This is a genomic window from Variovorax paradoxus (assembly GCA_016806145.1).
In the GTDB taxonomy this organism is placed as follows: Bacteria; Pseudomonadota; Gammaproteobacteria; order Burkholderiales; family Burkholderiaceae_C; genus Variovorax.
The window spans coordinates 5065694-5082581 of sequence record CP063166.1 but is presented as its reverse complement, the minus strand read 5'-3'; the positions used below and the strand labels follow the sequence as shown (position 1 = coordinate 5082581).

At 71.4% G+C, this 16888-nt stretch carries 14 protein-coding genes and 1 pseudogene; 3 read left to right on the top strand and 12 right to left on the bottom strand.

Features of this window, described 5'->3' with window-relative positions; all coding sequences use genetic code 11:
• Window positions 1–61: 61 nt before the first annotated feature.
• The 6 genes from INQ48_23640 to INQ48_23615 all read right to left on the bottom strand — a co-directional run bounded on the left by INQ48_23640 (window position 62) and on the right by INQ48_23615 (window position 6708).
• Window positions 62–844, bottom strand: a complete 783-nt coding sequence (locus INQ48_23640) for a TerC family protein (GenBank protein QRF56322.1) — start codon at window positions 842–844, stop codon at window positions 62–64.
• Between the two features lie 85 nt (window positions 845–929).
• Window positions 930–1931 carry a TRAP transporter substrate-binding protein DctP gene (dctP, locus tag INQ48_23635; GenBank protein ID QRF56321.1) on the bottom strand — a complete coding sequence of 334 codons (1002 nt, stop codon included), beginning with the start codon at window positions 1929–1931 and terminating at the stop codon, window positions 930–932.
• A 111-nt stretch (window positions 1932–2042) separates the two neighbouring features.
• Window positions 2043–3482 carry an adenylosuccinate synthetase gene (locus tag INQ48_23630; protein QRF60862.1) on the bottom strand — a complete coding sequence of 480 codons (1440 nt, stop codon included), beginning with the start codon at window positions 3480–3482 and terminating at the stop codon, window positions 2043–2045.
• Window positions 3385–4362, bottom strand: a complete 978-nt coding sequence (locus INQ48_23625) for a VWA domain-containing protein (protein QRF56320.1) — start codon at window positions 4360–4362, stop codon at window positions 3385–3387. Before INQ48_23625 ends, INQ48_23630 begins: the two co-directional genes overlap by 98 nt.
• Window positions 4363–4401: 39 nt before the next feature.
• Window positions 4402–5373, bottom strand: coding sequence for a protein kinase family protein (locus INQ48_23620; protein ID QRF56319.1), 972 nt, complete (start codon window positions 5371–5373; stop codon window positions 4402–4404).
• An 18-nt stretch (window positions 5374–5391) separates the two neighbouring features.
• The gene (locus INQ48_23615; GenBank protein ID QRF56318.1) at window positions 5392–6708 is read right to left on the bottom strand and encodes an HlyC/CorC family transporter; all 1317 of its coding nucleotides are present in this window, start codon (window positions 6706–6708) and stop codon (window positions 5392–5394) included.
• Window positions 6709–6731: 23 nt separating this feature from the next.
• Between INQ48_23615 and INQ48_23610 the strand changes: the two genes are divergently transcribed.
• The gene (locus INQ48_23610) at window positions 6732–7595 is read left to right on the top strand and encodes a symmetrical bis(5'-nucleosyl)-tetraphosphatase (protein QRF56317.1); all 864 of its coding nucleotides are present in this window, start codon (window positions 6732–6734) and stop codon (window positions 7593–7595) included.
• 13 nt (window positions 7596–7608) lie between these two features.
• Here the strand turns inward: INQ48_23610 and INQ48_23605 are convergent, their stop codons facing one another.
• On the bottom strand, window positions 7609–9171 hold the full coding sequence (locus tag INQ48_23605; GenBank protein ID QRF56316.1) for a M20/M25/M40 family metallo-hydrolase: 1563 nt from the start codon (window positions 9169–9171) through the stop codon (window positions 7609–7611).
• A 142-nt stretch (window positions 9172–9313) separates the two neighbouring features.
• Here INQ48_23605 and INQ48_23600 point away from each other — a divergent pair, with 142 nt between their 5' ends.
• Window positions 9314–10231, top strand: a complete 918-nt coding sequence (locus INQ48_23600; GenBank protein QRF56315.1) for a LysR family transcriptional regulator — start codon at window positions 9314–9316, stop codon at window positions 10229–10231.
• Between the two features lie 6 nt (window positions 10232–10237).
• On the opposite strand, the gene INQ48_23595 is transcribed toward INQ48_23600, so the two are convergent.
• Window positions 10238–10975, bottom strand: coding sequence for a GNAT family N-acetyltransferase (locus INQ48_23595; protein ID QRF60975.1), 738 nt, complete (start codon window positions 10973–10975; stop codon window positions 10238–10240).
• A 103-nt stretch (window positions 10976–11078) separates the two neighbouring features.
• Between INQ48_23595 and INQ48_23590 the strand changes: the two are divergent.
• Window positions 11079–12577 (top strand): annotated as a pseudogene (locus tag INQ48_23590) (PLP-dependent aminotransferase family protein).
• On the opposite strand, the gene INQ48_23585 reads toward INQ48_23590, so the two are convergent.
• From INQ48_23585 to INQ48_23570, 4 genes are all read right to left on the bottom strand, one after another.
• Window positions 12578–13546 carry an ABC transporter substrate-binding protein gene (locus INQ48_23585; GenBank protein QRF60861.1) on the bottom strand — a complete coding sequence of 323 codons (969 nt, stop codon included), beginning with the start codon at window positions 13544–13546 and terminating at the stop codon, window positions 12578–12580. It abuts the pseudogene before it with no gap.
• Window positions 13547–13571: 25 nt separating this feature from the next.
• Window positions 13572–14573, bottom strand: coding sequence for an ABC transporter substrate-binding protein (locus INQ48_23580; protein QRF56314.1), 1002 nt, complete (start codon window positions 14571–14573; stop codon window positions 13572–13574).
• Window positions 14574–14689: 116 nt separating this feature from the next.
• Window positions 14690–15511 carry a class II aldolase/adducin family protein gene (locus tag INQ48_23575; protein QRF56313.1) on the bottom strand — a complete coding sequence of 274 codons (822 nt, stop codon included), beginning with the start codon at window positions 15509–15511 and terminating at the stop codon, window positions 14690–14692.
• 150 nt (window positions 15512–15661) lie between these two features.
• Window positions 15662–16786 (bottom strand): LLM class flavin-dependent oxidoreductase, encoded by a 1125-nt coding sequence (locus INQ48_23570; protein ID QRF56312.1) that lies wholly within the window; start codon window positions 16784–16786, stop codon window positions 15662–15664.
• Window positions 16787–16888 lie beyond the last annotated feature (102 nt).

Here is a 16888-nt window from a genome sequence, read left to right as displayed (position 1 = left end):
TGGTCGATGAACTGGTGTCGACCAGATAATGCCACAGTGATGCGTTAGTGGCGGCCGACGCTCAGGGCGCCTCGCCCGCCTTCGCATTCGCTTTGGCCTGCGCCTTGAGCGCCCGCGCCGCGGTGCGCTTGCCGCGCGCGCGGATGTTCAGCGCCTCGACCGCGAGCGAGAAGGCCATCGCCGCGTAGATGTAGCCCTTGGGCACGTGCTTGTCGAAGGCCTCGGCCGTGAGCACCATGCCCACCATCACGAGGAAGGCCAGCGCCAGCACCTTGACCGAGGGATGCTTGTCGACGAAGTCGCCGATCGGCTTGGCCGCCACCAGCATCACGCCGACCGAGGCGATCACCGCGGCCATCATCACGGCGATCTGATCGACCATGCCGACGGCGGTGATGACCGAGTCGAGCGAGAACACGATGTCGATGATGCCGATCTGGCCGATCACGCTCCAGAACGCGGCCTTGCGCGCGCCGCCGTCCTCGTCGGCATCGGGGCCGTGTTCCTCGCCGGCCTCGACCTCGAGGAAGATCTCGTGCGACGCCTTGTAGAGCAGGAACAGGCCGCCCAGCAGCAGCACGATGTCGCGCCCGCTGATGCCCTGGCCGAAGACATGGAACAGGTCGGCCGTGAGGCCCATCACCCAGCTTAGCGAGAGCAGCAGCAGCAGCCGCGAGATCATCGCGAAGCCCAGCCCGAGCCGGCGCGCCTTGTCGCGCTGCTCGGGCGGCAGCCGGCCGACCAGGATCGAGATGAAGATGATGTTGTCGATGCCCAGGACGATCTCGAGGGCGGTCAGCATCGCGAAGGCGATCCAGACATTGGGGTCCAGGAGGAATTCCACGGTGTGCTCCCGGCAATGCGATCAGGGCGCATGCCGCTCGCCAGTGTGCAGCAGCGCGGCCGGTTCGCCAACAGGAAACGAAGGATCAGTTGGCGAGCGCCTGCAGCTTCGCCCAGTCGCCTGGCCGCGCGCCGAGCTGCTCGGGCGTGGAACGCCGCGCGATGCGCTCGAGAAAAGGCTGCCGGTTGACCTGCGACACCGTCATGCCCTTGCCGCGCAGGAACTGCTCGTCTTCCAGTTCGCCCGCGATCACGCCCACGTTGGTCCACTTCGCGCCGTCGACCAGCACCTTCTCGACGATCGCCTGCTGCGGCGCCGAGAGCTTCGCCCAGGCGGCCTTGCCGATCACGATGCCCAGCGTGTCGTAGACGTGGGCGGTGAGCTGCACGTACTTCTGCACCTCGTAGAGCTTCTTGGCCTTCACCGTGCTCAGCGGGTATTCCTGCGCCTCGACCTCGTTCTTCTTCAGCGCGTCATACAGGCCGACGTAGGGCAGGGTCACGGGTTTGGCGTCGAGCGCGGTGGCGAACAGCTGGTAGGCCGAGGCATCGGGCACGTGCAGCCGCAGGTCGCGGAAGTCCTCGGGCCGCGCGAGCGGCCGGTTCGAGGTGACCTGGCGCGCGCCGTAGTAGACCGAGGCCACGAGGTGGTTGCCGCTGCGCTCGTCGTAGCCCTTCATGAGCTGGCCCAGCAGCGGACTCGCGAGGTACTTGCGCACGTGGTCGAGGTCCTTGAACGCGAAGGGATAGCTGCCCAGGCGCAGCGGCGCATAGCCCTCGGCCAGCGTGGCGGCCGTGACGTAGGCGATCTGCACCGAGTCGTTGGCCAGCATCAGCGGGTAGTCGCCCTCCTGGCCGAGCTTGGAGGCGGGCACCACCTCGATCCTGATCTTTCCCTCGGACTGCTCGGCGATCTTGCGCGCTGCGAGCTCGGCCTGCTGGTGGAAGATGCTCGAGGCCTCGTAGACATGGCCCCACTTGAGCTGCAGCACCTGCGCATGGGAAGGCGCCACGCCCGCGCCGAACGCGGCGCAAGCGAGTGCCAACAGCCAGCCGCGGGCGCGCTGCCGCGGCGTCGAAATCGTCATGGTGTCTCCCAGCGGTGCGGGGCATCGGCCCGGTGCCGCATGGTAGGCATCGCGCGCGCGGGCGCGATAGGGATTTGTCCGGCCTATCGCGCGCTTCGCCGCGGCCGAGGGCTAGCTTGCGCAGTCCGCGACGTCCTGGCGCGTGGGGCCGCGCGAACCCCATTGCACGCGCAGGCCGCTCGCGGCCTCCACGCGCTCGAGCCAGTCGCGTTCGTTCGCGATGCCGGCCTCCGCATAGACCGGCCGCACGCGCTCGAGCAGGCGCGTCAGGCGCTGCTGATGGTCGAGGTCCGCCTCGGGCCCCAGGGCCAGCTGCGCGACGGTCTCGCCATCCGTATCGCGATAGCCTTCGCACCAGCGCAGGCCCGCATGCCCGATCGCATCGAGATGGCTCGCGACCAGTCCGTCGAGCGGCCCGGCCGCGGCGATCGCATAGCGCAGCAGCACCGCATCGGGATGTCCGCGGCGGAACGCGCCCTGCCAACCGGCGTCGGCGTTGTGCGGCTCGGGCAGCCGCGTGGCGAGCGCTGGGTCGTGCGTGGGCAGCGGCCCGGCGCCATGGCGCGTGAGGTAGCTGCGCAGCACGCCCAGGTGCCGCACGGGCGGCGTGCCCAGGCCGGCGTCGCGCAGCACGGCCTCGACCGCAGCAGTGGAGACGGTGCTCCAGCTCGTGTGCGGATGGAAGCCGCGCCATTCGTCGAGCAGCACGCCCTGCGCGCCCTCGAACACCACGGCACCGGGCCGCGCCAGTTGCCCGGCGATGGCATCGACGCCCGCGGGCGGCGCGGCGCGCAAACAGGGTTCGATGGCCGCGAGCCAGCGTTGCGACAGGCTGGTGTCGGCCAGCAGCGCCTGCTCGCGCTGCCAATCCGGATCGGGCCGCGATTCGAACTCACGCAGCAACGCGAGGCGCAGCGCCTCGAGCTTCTCGAACGCGAGCGCCGGCCGCAGCAGGTCGCCGTAGCGCAGCGCGAGCTCGGGCGCGGCCAGTGCCTGGCGCACGGTCTCGCCCACGCCCACGCCGCAGCTGCCATGGGCCGCGTCGCCGCGCGCCCATTCGCGCAGCCGGCCCGCGGCCTGGTGGAAGGGCGTGGTCACGCGGCAGCGCGCATCGATGCGCAGGCGCGCGAGCGCATCGGGCACGCCCTTGTCGCGCAGCACGGCGGCCTCGACGAGCAGTGCCGTGGGATGCACCACCACCGCGCTCGCGAGCAGCGTGACGACGTCGGGCTCGAAGCTGCCGGCGCCGAACTGCGAGAAGGTGTGATGGCGTCCGTCGGCCCGCACCACGTTGTGGCCGGCCTGCGCGCCGCCGTTGAAGCGCACCACGGTGTGGGCGCGCAGCGCGGCGCAGAAGTGATCGGTGTAGAGGCCCTTGCCGCAGTCGCCGAAGCCCAGGCCCAGCAGCGAGAGATAGCGCGTGGCGCCGGTGCTCACGGCGCGCGCGGCGGGGTCAGCCGAACAGGCGCTTCCACCACGACGAGCGCGGTGCCGACGCGGCGGCGCTCGGCGGCGCGTGGCGCGGCTTGTTCGGGTCGAGCAGCGCCGCATAGCCGTCGAGCGCATGCAGCACGCCGTTGATGCGCGCCTTGTCGACGCTGCCGGTGGCGGCCATCACGCGACCGAGCTCGTCGAGGCTGGGCACGGCCTTCTCGGTCAGCGCGACGATGCCCGCGGCCACCGCGCAGGCGTCGTCGGGCGAGTCCATGCAGATCACGTGGTCGCCGAGCAGCTCGCGCCAGCGCGGCTCGCAACGGCGCCGGCGCTGCGCGTCGGGGATCAGGAAGAACAGGTGGCAGGTCTCGGCCGCGGCCGCGATGGCCTCCTCGATCGGGATGTCCTCGTCGAGCTTCTCGCCGACCAGGCCCTCGATCTGGTGGCGCGAGACGGCGGGATAGGGCAGCTCGTCGCCGGTCACGAACAGGTAGCCGCGCTTCTTGCGCTTGACCCAGCAGTCCATGTCGGTGTGCTGCGCGATCACGTAGAAGGCCAGCTCGTAGCTCTCCTCGCCGGTGCCGCCGCCGCCGCCCTCGAGGTAGCTCCAGGTGAGCCACTGGTCCATCAGGTTGGCGGTCGATTCGAATTGGCCCACCTGCAGCGGCGCGCGGTCGGAGGTGGCGTCGCCGATCGCCATGAACATCAGCTGCGGATCGGCCACGCCGCAGTCGGTCAAGAGCTTCATGAAAGTCGGCAGCTCGCGGCGCGCCAGCGTCTGCGGGATGTCGCCCATGGAGCCCGTGACGTCGAGCGCGAACACGATACCCAGCGAGTTGGGATGGTCGGCGTTGTCGCGCGCCTCGCGCACCTTGAGGCCGCGCGGGTCCATCAGCGGATGGGTGGCGGTCTGGGTGAAGACCTCGGCGCCCGATTTGGTGGCGCGGTCCGCGACCAGGGCCGCGTGGGCGGCGTGCGAATAGTTTCCGTAACCCATGGATGTTCCCCGTCGTGAAGAGAGAAGAAGAAAGGACCGTCAGCCGCCGTACGGCGCGGGATCGAAAGCAATGAACCGGGGCGCGCCGAAGGCCTCGCGCGAGGCCGCCGACAGCGCCTGCTCGATGCCGCGCGCGCCGAGGCGGCGGCATTCGCCGGGGTCCTCGCTGCAGCGGCGCAGCAGCGCGGCCAGCGGCGCGGGCGTGGCGGCACCGGTGCCGGGTTCGCCGAGGCCCTCGTGGCCATGCAGCACGGCGCGCACCGCCCAGGCGCTCTGCGCGAGATCGTCCGCGGCGCGTGCCAGGTCGTGTCGCGCGCGCGACCAGCCGATCAGCAGCACGCCATGGTCGCGCGGATGCACCAGCGCATGCGCAGGAGAGAGATCGCCGTGCGTCCAGCCCGCGTCGTGCACGAAGGCCAGCACCTCGAGCATGCGGCGCCAGAGCCAGACCGCATGGGGCGCGTCGATGCCCCGCGGGTTGGCGCGCTGCACGTCGAGCAGGCTGCCCCAGTAGCCGGTCGGATGGCGCAGCACCAGCGCGTGGCGGCCGCCTTCCGATCCGTCCTCGGCACCGGTCGTGCCCAGGCCCACGGGCTGCGGCAGCCGGCGCGTGAAATAGGCGGCGCCCGGCATGGCGAGCGACTGCAGGGCCTGCAGCGCGGCATGCTCGCGCGCCAGCGCCTCGGCGCCGTTGCTGTCGCGCGCGAGCTTGAAGGTCACGCGCTCGGGCAGGGCGCCGAGTCGCTCGGCCAGCAGCACCTCGGCGTGCTCGCCGGTGGCCAGCGGTGCCAGCACGCGATAGCGCGCGTCACGCCAGCGCAGCACGCGCGCGCCCTCGGCGCCTTGTGCATTCGCGCGTTGCAACGCGGCGCGGAAGCTCGCGCGCTCGACCGTTTCCTCGCCGCGCGAGATGGTCGCGCCGCAATAGCTGCAGGTGACGGTACGCCAGCGCGCGGCGCGCGGCAGCGGTGCCGAGCACTGGGGGCAACTGAGCGCGAGCAGCGACAACATCGGCGCGCCCTCGCGGCCTCAGTCGTCGCTGCCGTTCGGCAGCGAGGGATCGCGCGAGGCGCGCACGCGGTCGATGCGCCGGCCCTCGAGCGCGGTCACCTCGAAGCTCCAGCCGGCGCAATCGATGTGCTCGCCCACCGAGGGCAGGTGGCCCGACACCGACATCAGCAGGCCGGCCACCGTGTTGTAGCGGCCGCGCTCCTCGTCGGGCAGCTCGCGGATGCCCAGGCGGGCGCGCAATTCCGACACCGGCATCAGGCCGTCGAGCTCCCAGGTGCCGTCGGGCTGTTCGTGGGCCCAGGCGTCGGTCTGCATGCCGGGCTGCAGTTCGCCGGTGATGGCCTCGAGCAGGTCGCGCGGGGTCATCAGGCCCTGCACCACGCCGTACTCGTCGACCACGAACACCAGCCGGCCGGCGCGCGCGCGGAACTGCTCGAGCAGTTCCATGCCGGTCAGCGTCTCGGGCACGAACACCGCGGCCGTGGCCTCCTGGCCCAGCGAGCCCACGTGGTCCGGGCCCAGGCGCAGCAGGTGCGCCACGCTGATCACGCCGACCACGTCGTCGAGCGAGTTGCGGCACACCGGATACCAGGAATGCACCAGGTTGAGCGCGCCCGCGGCCGCCACCTTCTGCAGCGCCTCGGCCACGCTGAACGAGGCTTCGAGCCATTCGATGTCGGCGCGCGGGATCATCAGCGAGGACAGGCGCCGGTCGTCGAGGTGGAACACGTTGCGCACCATCTGGTGCTCGTGCTGCTCGATCACGCCGGCGTCCACGCCTTCCTCGAGGCTGGCGGAAATCTCTTCCTCGGTCACCGAGCGGGCCGCGTTGGCGTCGATGCGCAGCAGCTTCAGCATGGTGGCGGTGGCGCCCGCGAGCAGCCAGACGAAGGGCTTGGCGGCCTTGGCCAGGCCGTGCATCGGGCGCGAGACCCAGCGCGCCACCGGCTCGGGATAGAGCTGGCCGATGCGCTTGGGCACCAGCTCGCCGAAGATGATCGTGAAGAAGGTGATGCAGGTGACGACCACCGCGGTCGAGACCACGCTGGCGGTGCCCGCGCCCATGCCCGCGTTCTCCATCCATACCGCCAGCGGCGCCGCGAAGGCGGCCTCGCCCACGATGCCGCTCAACATGCCGATCGAGGTGATCCCGATCTGCACCGTCGAGAGGAACTGGGTCGGCGACTCCATCAGCTTGAGCGCCGCGGCGGCGCCCGTGTCCCCGGTTTCGACCAATGCCGCGAGGCGGGCGCGGCGGCTGGTGGAAAGGGCCATTTCGGACATTGCGAACAACGCGTTGAGCGTGGTCAGCAAGGCCAGCAGGAAGACATCCATGTACGGGGGGAGAGAATGAGGAGATGGCACTTTACTTGATTGGCGACATCCAGGGCTGCGACAGCGCCCTCGGCCGGCTCCTCGACGAGATCGATTTTTCCCCCAGCCGCGACACCGTGGTGCTGCTCGGCGACCTGGTCAACCGCGGCCCCGAATCGGCCCAGGTGCTGCGGCGCGCGCAGCGCCTGGGCGGCGCGGCGCTCAGCGTGCTGGGCAACCACGACCTGCACCTGCTGGGCGTGGCGCATGGCGTGCGCAAGTCCGGCCGCAAGGACACGGTGGCCGAGCTGCTGGCCGCGCCCGACCGCGAGGCCATGCTTGACTGGCTGCGCCACCAGCACATGGCGCTGCACCGGCGCATCGGTTCGGGCGAGGCCGCGCGCGACCTGCTGATGGTGCACGCGGGCGTGCTGCCGCAATGGAGCGTGGCCGACGTGCGCGCCCACGCGGGCGAGCTCGAGTCGGTGCTGCGCGGCCCCAACCTCGGCGCCTTCCTCGCCACCATGTACGGCAACCAGCCCGATCGCTGGAGCGACACGCTCGAGGGCAGCGAGCGGCTGCGCGTGATCGTCAACGCGCTCACGCGGCTGCGGCTGTGCACCGCCGACGGCACGATGGAGTTCGAGACCACCGACGGCGCGGCCGACGCGCCCGCGGGCTACATGCCCTGGTTCGACGTGCCGGGCCGCCGCACGGCCGAAGCCACGGTCGCCTTCGGCCACTGGTCCACGCTGGGCTGGGTGTCGCGGCCCGACCTGCTGTCGACCGACACCGGCTGCGTCTGGGGCGGCTGCCTCAGCGCGGTGCGCATCGGCGCCACGCTCGACGAGCGCGAGCGGATCCAGGTGAAGTGCGAGCAGGCGCAGAAGCCCGGCAAGGGAGGCTGAGCCTGCCGTTCGCTCAGAGCGGGTGCGTCATCAGGCTGTAGATGGTGCGCACGCCGCTCACGTAGTTGCCCAGCCGCAGGTTCTCGTTGGCCGCGTGCTGGTTGTTGTCGGCATTCACCAGCGGGATGATCGCGAACGGCACCTGCAGCACCTTGACGATCTCCGCGGTCGGCACCGTGCCGCCCATCATGCGGATGCGCACCGGCGCCGGCGTGGCGCCGAAGCTGTCGGTCAGCGACTTGTAGGCCCAGCGCCCGATCGCCGAATCGATCGGCGCGCCGGCCGCGTCGGCGCCCTCGCTCTGGTAGCTGAAGGTCGCGAGCTTGTCGTAGCGCGCGCGGTCCTCGTCGCTGGGCGCGCCCTTCACCAGGTGGTAGCCCTGCTTGAGGATGTGCTTCTCGATCTGCGCGCCCAGGTAGGCCGCGTCGGAATCGGGCGTGGTGCGCAGGTCGAGCTCGGCCACCGCGCGGTCGGGCACGATGTTCGCGACCTTGTCGCCGACCGCCGCCGAGGCCATGCCGCGCACGTTGAGCGAGGGGTACTGCATCGCCTCCTGGTAGTTGGCGCCCACCTTGTCGGTGCGCGCGATGCCCAGCCGGCGGCGCAACGCGGTCTCGTCGTCGGGCACCGCCGCCATCACCTGGCGGTCGGCCGCGCTGATGCGCACCCGGTCGTAGTAGCCGGCCACCGTCACGCGGCCCTGTTCGTTCTTCATTGAGGCCAGCAGGCTTGCGAGGCGCTGGGCCGGGTTGGGCGCGTAGTTGCCGTAGTGGCCGCTGTGCAGCGGTACCTTGGCGCCATAGACCGTGAGCCGGGCCTCGGCCGCGCCGCGGTTGCCGAACACCAGCGTGGGCCGGTTGGTGGCGTGCATCGGGCCATCGTGTATCACGATGGCGTCGCAGGCCAGCAGCTCGCGGTGTGCCTGCATCACCTTGGCGATCGAGGGCGAGCCCTTCTCCTCCTCGCTGTCGAGGATCACCTTGACGTTGACCGCGGGCGTGCCGCCGGCCGCCTTGAGCGCGTCGATCGCGGCCAGCATCATCATGATCGGGCCCTTGTCGTCGGCCGAGGCGCGGCCGAACACGCGCCATTCGGGATCGACCGGGCCGTCGAACAGCGGCGCGGCATCGATCTCCTCCCAGCCGCCATCGGCCGCGCGGCGCTTGAGCACCGGCGTCCACGGGCTCTTCTGCGCCCACTGCGCGGGGATCACCGGCTGTCCGTCGAGGTGCATGTAGAACAGCACGGTCTTGCGCGCCGGGTCGTGCCCCGGCAGCTCGGCATAGAGCATCGGCTTGCCGTCGTTGTCGAGCTGGCGCGTCGAGAAGCCGCGCTTCTCGAAGGCCTTGGCGAGCCAGTCCACGTTCTTGCGGATGTCCTCGGGAACGATCGCGTCGTTGGGCAGCGAGAGCAGCTCGAAGTACTCGCGGTAGCTGGCCTGCGCGTGGCGTTCGGCCTCCGCCTGCGGCAGGTCGGCCGCCTGGGCGAGGCCTGTGCCGGCGACCAGGGCGGCGGCCAGCAGGGCGAGCAGGGTCCGTGGGCGGGGCGCGGGACGGTGGAGGAGCTGGAGGTGCATGCGCGGATCGTTCGGTGGGGGGGAGGAAAGGGGGAAGGGGCTGGCCGGGGCGGCCACCGTGCAGCTTAGGCAAGCCGCCGCTTTTGAACAATTGCCGTTTTTTGGCGATATCTTTGCGTTTTACGCAAAGCGAAAGCCCGCCATGACCGCCCACCGCCTGCAGGACACCGCGCTGCGCTACTTCCTCGAGGTGGCCCGCAGCGGCTCGCTCACGGTGGCGGCGGAGCGGCTCAGCGTCAGCCCCTCGGCCATCAGCCGACAGGTGGCGATGCTCGAGGACCTGCTCGGCGTGCCGCTGTTCGAGCGCCATCCGCGCGGCATGGTCGCGAGTCCCGCGGGCGAGCTGCTGGCCGCGCATGCGCTGCATGGCGCGCTCGAGGCCGAGCGCGTGGTGTCCGACATCCGCGGGCTGCAGGGCTTGAAGCGTGGGCGGGTGCGCCTCGCCTGCTCCTCGGGTTTCGCCAACGAGTTTTTGCCGCGCGCCATCGCGGACTTTCGCGCCGCGCACCCGGGCATCCAGTTCCAGCTGCGCGCCGCGCGGCCGGCCGAGGTGACCGAGGCGGTGCTGCTCGGCGAGGCCGACATCGGCCTGACCTACAGCCGCGCCGCGGTCGACGGCATCCGCGTCGAGCGGCGCCAGCCGGCCTCGGTGTTCGCCGTGATGCGGCCCGACCATCCGCTCGCGAAGCTGCGCACCGTGACCCTGGCGCAGATGCATCCGTACCCGATCGCGCTCTCGGGCGCCGACAACACCGTGCGCCAGCTGTTCGACGTGGGCTGCAGCCAGCGCGGGCTGGTGTTCGAGCCGGTGCTCGTCAGCAACCGCTTCGAGTCGCTGGCCAGCTTCGTGCTGCACGGCGGCGGCCTCACGATCGCGGGCGAGATCACGGTGCGCGACCGCGTGCGGCGCGGCGAGCTGCACGCGGCGGAGATCCGCGAGCGCGGCATGCGCGGCCGCACGGTCGAGCTGCAGACCCTGGCGGGCCGCACGCTGCCCGAGGTGGTGAAGACCTTCCTGGCCTTCCTCGGCGAGCAGCTGCCCGCGCCCGCCGCCGCCTGAGGCGCTTCAGGCCGCGGCCGTGCGCACCTCTTCCAGCGACCGGCGCTGCTTGCCGTCGGCATCGAAGTTGGCGGGCGAGAGCCATTGCTCGAAGCCCGCGCGCAGCGCCGGCCATTCGCTGTCGATGACCGAGAACCAGGCCGTGTCGCGCGTGCGGCCCTTGTAGACCAGCGGCTGGCGGAACACGCCCTCGAACTGGAAGCCCAGGCGCTGCGCCGCTTTCTTCGAGGGCGCGTTGAAGTTGTCGCACTTCCATTCGTAGCGCCGGTAGCCGAGCTCGTCGAAGGCCAGCTGCATCAGCAGATACTGGGCCTCGGTCGACAGCGGCGTGCGCTTGAGCAGCGGCGAGAAAGTGACGTGGCCGACCTCCATCACGCCATGAGCCGGCTCGATGCGCATCAGCGCGAGGCTGCCCACGGCGCGGCCCGTGGCCTTGTCGATCACCGCGAAGTGCATCGGGTCCACGCTCTGCGCGATCAGCTCGACGTAGGCGCGCGCGCTCGCGGCGTCGGGCGCGCGCTCCACCGCGAGGTAGGTCCAGTCGCGACCGTCGGGTGCCAGCGCGTGGGCGGCATGCAGGTCGGCCGCGTGGCGCTCGGCGGACAAGGGTTCGAGCCGGCACAGGCGGCCTTCGATGGGCGTGCGCGGCGGCTTCGGGCGCGGCGACCAGCCGGGCAGGGCGGCGCCGATGGTCTGGCCGAACTGGTTGGTGCGCGGCGCGAGCGGGGGGTGGGAGGCGGGCATGGGGAACTCTCTTTCGATGACGACAGGCGCTACAGTACGCCCGCCGTGGCGCCACGAAAAGCGCCACGCGATGCGAATTTCATGGTGCCACGAGAAACGCCCGATGACCGATGCCGCCGACCCTTCCGCCGCCCTGTCCGACCCCGTGCGCCGCGCGCTGCTCGAGGCACCGCTCGCGCGCGAGCGCGAGGCCGGCTCGATGCAGCGCCAGCTCCACGAGCGCCTGAAGCGCGCCATCCTCGACGGCCGCCTCGCGCCCGGCACGCGGCTGCCCGGTTCGCGCGCGCTGGCCGAGGCGCTCGCGGTGTCGCGCAACACCGTCACGGCCACCTACGAGCATCTCGCGGCCGAGGGCTACCTGCGGCCCGACCGCCAGGGCACGCGCGTGATGGAACTGGCCGCGCCCACGCCGCCGCGGCGCGGCTCGCGCGCGCCGGCCGTGCCCGCCACCGCGGGGCGGCTCGCGCGCATCCATCCCATGGGCAGCCGCGCCGAGCCCGAACTCGCGCTGCGCCCCGGCGTGTGCCCGCGCTGTCGCACTTCCCGATCGCGGCCTGGCGCGGCGCGCTCGACCGCGCGCTGCGCGCTGGCGGCCATGCCGCGCTCGGCTATGGCAATCCCTTCGGCGAGCCTGCGTTGCGCGCCGCCATCGCGCAGCACCTGGGCCTGGCGCGCGGCGTGCGCTGCACGGCCGAGCAGGTGGTGATCGCCGAGGGCGCGCAGGAAGCCATCGCGCTGTGCGTGCGCCTGCTCACCGACCCGGGCGATACCGCCTGGGTCGAGGACCCCGGCTACCGCGGCGCCAAGTCCGCGATGCACGCGGGCGACCTGCGCATCGTGCCGATGCCGGTCGATGCCGGCGGCCTGCGCGCGAGCGATGAGGACTGGCGGCTGCATCCGCCGCGGCTGGTCTATGCCACGCCCTCGCACCAGTACCCCTCGGGCGTGGTGCTCGGCATCGCGCGGCGGCTCGCGCTGATCGCGCAGGCGCGCGCCCATGGCGCCTGGATCATCGAGGACGACTACGACAGCGAGTTCCGCCACACCGGCGATCCCATCGCCGCCATGCAGGGGCTGGTGCCGCAGGCGCCGGTGCTCTACGTGGGCACCTTCAGCAAGACCATGTTCCCCTCGCTGCGGCTGGGCTTCCTGGTGCTGCCCGAGGACCTGCTGGCCACCGTGCGCACCCCGCTCGAGGAGATGCTGCGCGGCGGCCATCGCCACGAGCAGCTCGCGCTGGCCGATTTCATCGAGAGCGGCCAGTTCAGCCGCCACCTGGGCCGCATGCGGCGCCTGTACCGCGAGCGCCAGCAGGCCCTGCGCGCCGCGCTCGAGCGCCACTTCAGGCTGCCGCACACCATCGACGGCGGCCACTGCGGCATGCATCTCACCGTGCGCCTGCCCGCGCGCTTCGACGACCGCCGCATCGCCGCCGAGGCGCGGCGCCACCGCATGGCGCCGATGCCGCTGTCGGCCGCCGCGATCCGGCCCGGGCCGGACTGCAACGGGCTGGTGCTGGGCTACGGCAACACCTCGGCCGAGCTGTTCGAGCCGATGGCGAAGCGGCTGGCGCAGCTGGCGCGATCGGTGGATGCCGGTTAGCTAGGCCGCGATGCCGATCCCGAAGCCGGTATCGAAGGTGGTCTTCACATCGAGCGCCTGCTTGATCAGCCCCACCTGCCGATAGAAGTCCGCCGTGCCCTGCTGGTCGGCGACCACCTGCGCGTCGATCGGCACCCACTTCTGCTGGCGCCGCTCGAACTGCAGCCTGGCGGCCTCGGGCGGGATGCCGATGATGCGCGCGAGCGTGGCCGAGAATGCATCGACGTTGCGATAGGACCATTGCTGCGCGCGCACCACGCGCTGCAGGAAGTCCTGCAGCACCGGCCGCTTGGCGGCGATCGCGGCGTCGGTGGCCGCGAGGTAGCTCAGGCCCGGCAGCAGGCCGCGGCCGCTGGCGAGCACGCGTGCATGGCCGCTGGTCTCGGCCAGCGCGGTGTAGGGTTCCCAGGTGGCCCAGGCATCGACCGAGCCCTGCGTGAGCGCGAGCTTGGCGTCGGCCGGCGCGAGGAAGCGCAGGTTGATGTCCTCGGGCTTCAGCCCGGCCGCGACGATGGCTTTGAGCGTCACGTAGTGGCCGATGGAGCCGCGGTTGGTGGCCACGCTCTTGCCCTTGAGCTCGGCCGCGCTCTTGAGCGGCGAATCGGGCCGCACCAGCACGGCCGTGCCGTAGGAGTCGGAGCGGTTGGCGCCGATCGCCTTCACGCGCGTGCCGGCCGCGAGCGCGAAGATCAGCGGCGCATCGCCGATCGGACCCGAATCGACGGCGCCCGCGTTCAAGGCCTCGGCCAGCGGCGCGGCGGCCGGGAATTCCGACCACTGGATGTCGTACGAGAGGCCCTCGAGCCCGCCCGCGGCCTCGAGCAGCGCGCGCAGGCCGCCCTTCTGGTCGCCGGCCTTGAGCAGCGGGCGCGCCTGGGCACGGGCCTGCAGCGCGAAGGCGGGCAGGGCGGCAATGGTCGCGGCGGCGCCGCCCTGGGCGATGAAGCGGCGGCGGCTGGCGGACGGCATGCGGTTCGTCATCTGCGGCAGGGCCTCAGGCCAGCGGGTCGTACGACACGTGGTCCGCGAAGCGCGCCGGGTCGGTGCTCTTCTTGAGCACGCCCACGTTGCGGAAGTCGGCTGCGTAGAACGCGACCTCGTCGCGCAGGCTCCGGCCCAGCGGATGGTGCGCATGCGTGAGCGTGCCCAGCAGCGCGCGCAGGTCCTCCACCGGCACCTTGGGCGAGTACTTGGCGAACAGCTTGGCCGATTCGTTGGGGTTCTCGGCCACGTAGTCGGAGGCCTGCGCGATGGCGCGCACCAGGCCCGCCACGGTGGCCTTGTCCTTGCGCACCAGCTCGCCGCGCGCGCCGACGATGCAGCAGACCTTGTCCTTGTACTCGCCCGTGAGGTTGCTCGCGATCTCGACGAACGCCCCCTTGTTGCGCTTCTCGATCAGGTAGACGTTCGGGTCGCCGTCGGCGATGGCGTGGATCTCGCCCTTCTGCACCGCGAGGTCGAGCAGGTCGGCCGGGTACTGGCGCCAGGTCACGTCGCGCTCGGCGTCGATGCCGTTCTTGGCGAGCAGGATCGAGAAGAAGTTCTTGCCCGGGCTCGTGATGTCCGACACGCCGATGATCTTGCCCTTGAGGCTCGCGAGGCTGGTGGCGCCCGCGGCCTTCGCGCCCACCAGGCGCACGCAGCCGCCGTGCGAGCTGCCGACGATCTTCACGTCGAAGCCCGACTCCAGCGGCTTGAGCCAGCGGTGGATCATGCCCACCGCCGCGTCGGCCTTGGCCGTGGCCAGCGATTCGAGCAGCTGGTCGGTCGAGCCGGTGTAGTTGATCAGATCGACCTGCAGGCCGTTGCGCTCGAAGTAGCCGCGCTCCTGCGCCACCACCACCGGCGAGAGGCAGAAGGCCGCGGCGTTCCAGGCGAAGGTCAGCTTGCGCGTCGACTGCGAGAAGGCCTGCGAGGCGATCAGGCCGCCCGAGGCGACCACGGCGGCGGCGCCGCCGGCACGCAGGAGGCGGCGGCGGGAGAGGGATGCGTTCATCGGCGAATTCCAGGAGTTGTCATGCAATGCGAGAACCGTTCGGGCTGAGCCTGTCGAAGCCTTGCGCGGCGCTTCGACAAGCTCGGCGTGAACGGTTTTTTCAACCGGCCGCGGTGTCAGTCCAGCAGCTCGGGCTCGGCCTCGACCAGCCCCTGGTAGAGGCTGTCGAAGGAATGGATCGCGCCCTCGGGCCCGCCGATCTGGCCGTGCGTGTGGCGCGCCGTGGCTTCGTCGATCGGTTGCGGCGTGCCGGCGGCCTCGGCCAGCAGCTGCGTGTGGCAGGCGTTGTCGAGCGCGATGTACCACCAGGCCGCGGCCTCCACCGTCGGGCCGGCGGTCAGGATGCCGTGGTTCTTGAGGATCGCGCCCTTCCTGTCGCCCAGCGCCTGCGCGATGCGCTCGCCCTCGCTGGTGTCGACCACCATGCCGGTGAAGTCATCGAACAGCGCCACGTCGTCGTGGAACACGCAACTGTCCTGCGTCAGCGTGTCGAGCTTGCGGCCCAGCGTCGACCAGGCCTTGCCATAGGTCGAGTGGGTGTGGGCGGCCGCGACGATCCTCGGGTTGTGCTCGTGGATCGCCGCGTGGATCGCGAAGGCCGCCTTGTTGAGCGGACGGTCGCCGATCACGGTCTCGCCCCTGGCGTTGACCAGCAGCAGGTCGGAGACCTTGATGCGCGAGAAGTGGATGCCCAGCGGGTTGACCCAGAAGTGGTCGGCCAATTCGGGATCGCGCGCGGTGATGTGGCCGGCCAGGCCCTGCGCGAAGCCGAAGCGCGCGAACAGGCGGAAGGCGCCGGCCAGGCGCTCCTGGCGGTGGCGGCGCTCGGCCTGCACGCTGGTGCGCGGCGGGATCGGGTCGAACCAGTACTTCTGCTTCGGTACCGGGTTGAGCTTCAGGGCCGAGGCGTTGCGGTCGATGGAAAGAACGGCGCTCATGGGGATGTCCTCTTGGGTATGGGCTCCTTCCCCCTCTGGGGGAAGGTCGGGATGGGGGCACGCGGCGGTGGCGTCGGGGTGGGGCGGTGGATGCGCCGCGTGCCCCCACCCCGGCCCTCCCCCAGGGGGGGAGGGAGGAAGGCAGGATGGTCAGGCCGCCTTGCGGATCGAGGCCGCGCGCTGCGCCACCAGTTCGCGCGTGCGCGGGATCAGTTCGCGCCCGTAGTCGGCCGCGTCCTCCAGCGGATCGAAGCCGCGGATCAGGAAGGTGGTGACGCCGAGGTCGTAGTAGTCGAGCAGCGCATCGGCGACCTGCTCGGGCGTGCCGACCAGCGCGGTGCTGTTGGAGCGCCCGCCGATCTCCTGCGCGACCGCGGTCCACAGCCGCTTGTCGAGCCGCGTGCCCTGTCCGGCCGCGGCCAGCAGGCGCTTGGCGCCCTCGCTCTGCTGCGGGCCGCCGCGGTTGTAGCCCTGCACCACGCGCAGCCGCTTCGTCTCGGCCAGGATGTGGTCGGCGCGCTCCCAGGCCTTCTCCTCGGTCTCGGCCAGGATCGGGCGGAACGAGACCGAGAAGCGCACGCTGCGCCCATGCTTCGCGGCCTCGGCGCGCACGCGGGTCGTGAGTTCGCGTGCCTGCTCGAGCGACTCGCCCCACAGCGCGTAGACGTCGGCGTACTTGCCGGCCACGGGGATCGCGGCTTCCGAGGCCCCGCCGAAATACACCGGCACGTGCGGGCGGCCGTTGCGCGTCTGCAGCGGCTTGACCTCGGAGAAGGCGTTGAGCGCGCGGTAGTGCGCGCCCTCGTGGTCGAAGGGCTTGTCGGCCTGCCAGACCTTGTGCAGCACCTCGAGGTATTCGTCGGTGCGCGCATAGCGCTGGTCGTGGTCGAGCCAGTCGCCGTCGCGCTTCTGCTCGTCGTCGGAGCCGCCCGAGATGTAGTGCACCGCGAGCCGCCCGCCGCTGAACTGGTCGAGCGAGGCGAACTGGCGTGCCGCCAGCGTGGGCGCCACGAAGCCCGGGCGGTGCGCGAGCATGAAGTGGATGCGCTCGGTGACCGAGGCCGCGTAGGCCACGGTCAGCGTGGCATCGGGGCCGGTCGAGTGATGCGGCACCAGCACGCGGTCGAAGCCGGCCTGCTCGTGCGCCTGGGCGAAGGCGCGCACGTAGTCGCGGTCGATCGCCGGGCCCTGGGCGGCATGGATCTCCGAGACCTTCTGGCCCTGGATCATGCCGATGAATTCGACGCCGCTGTGGTCGTTGCTGTGCTGGCTCATGGTGTGTCCTCTCGGTGGCTGCGGTCCACGGTTCGCGGATGCGGGATTCCCGTCGGCGGGAACCGGCGAAACGGCGAACGTAACCAGCCGCGCCGTCGATGC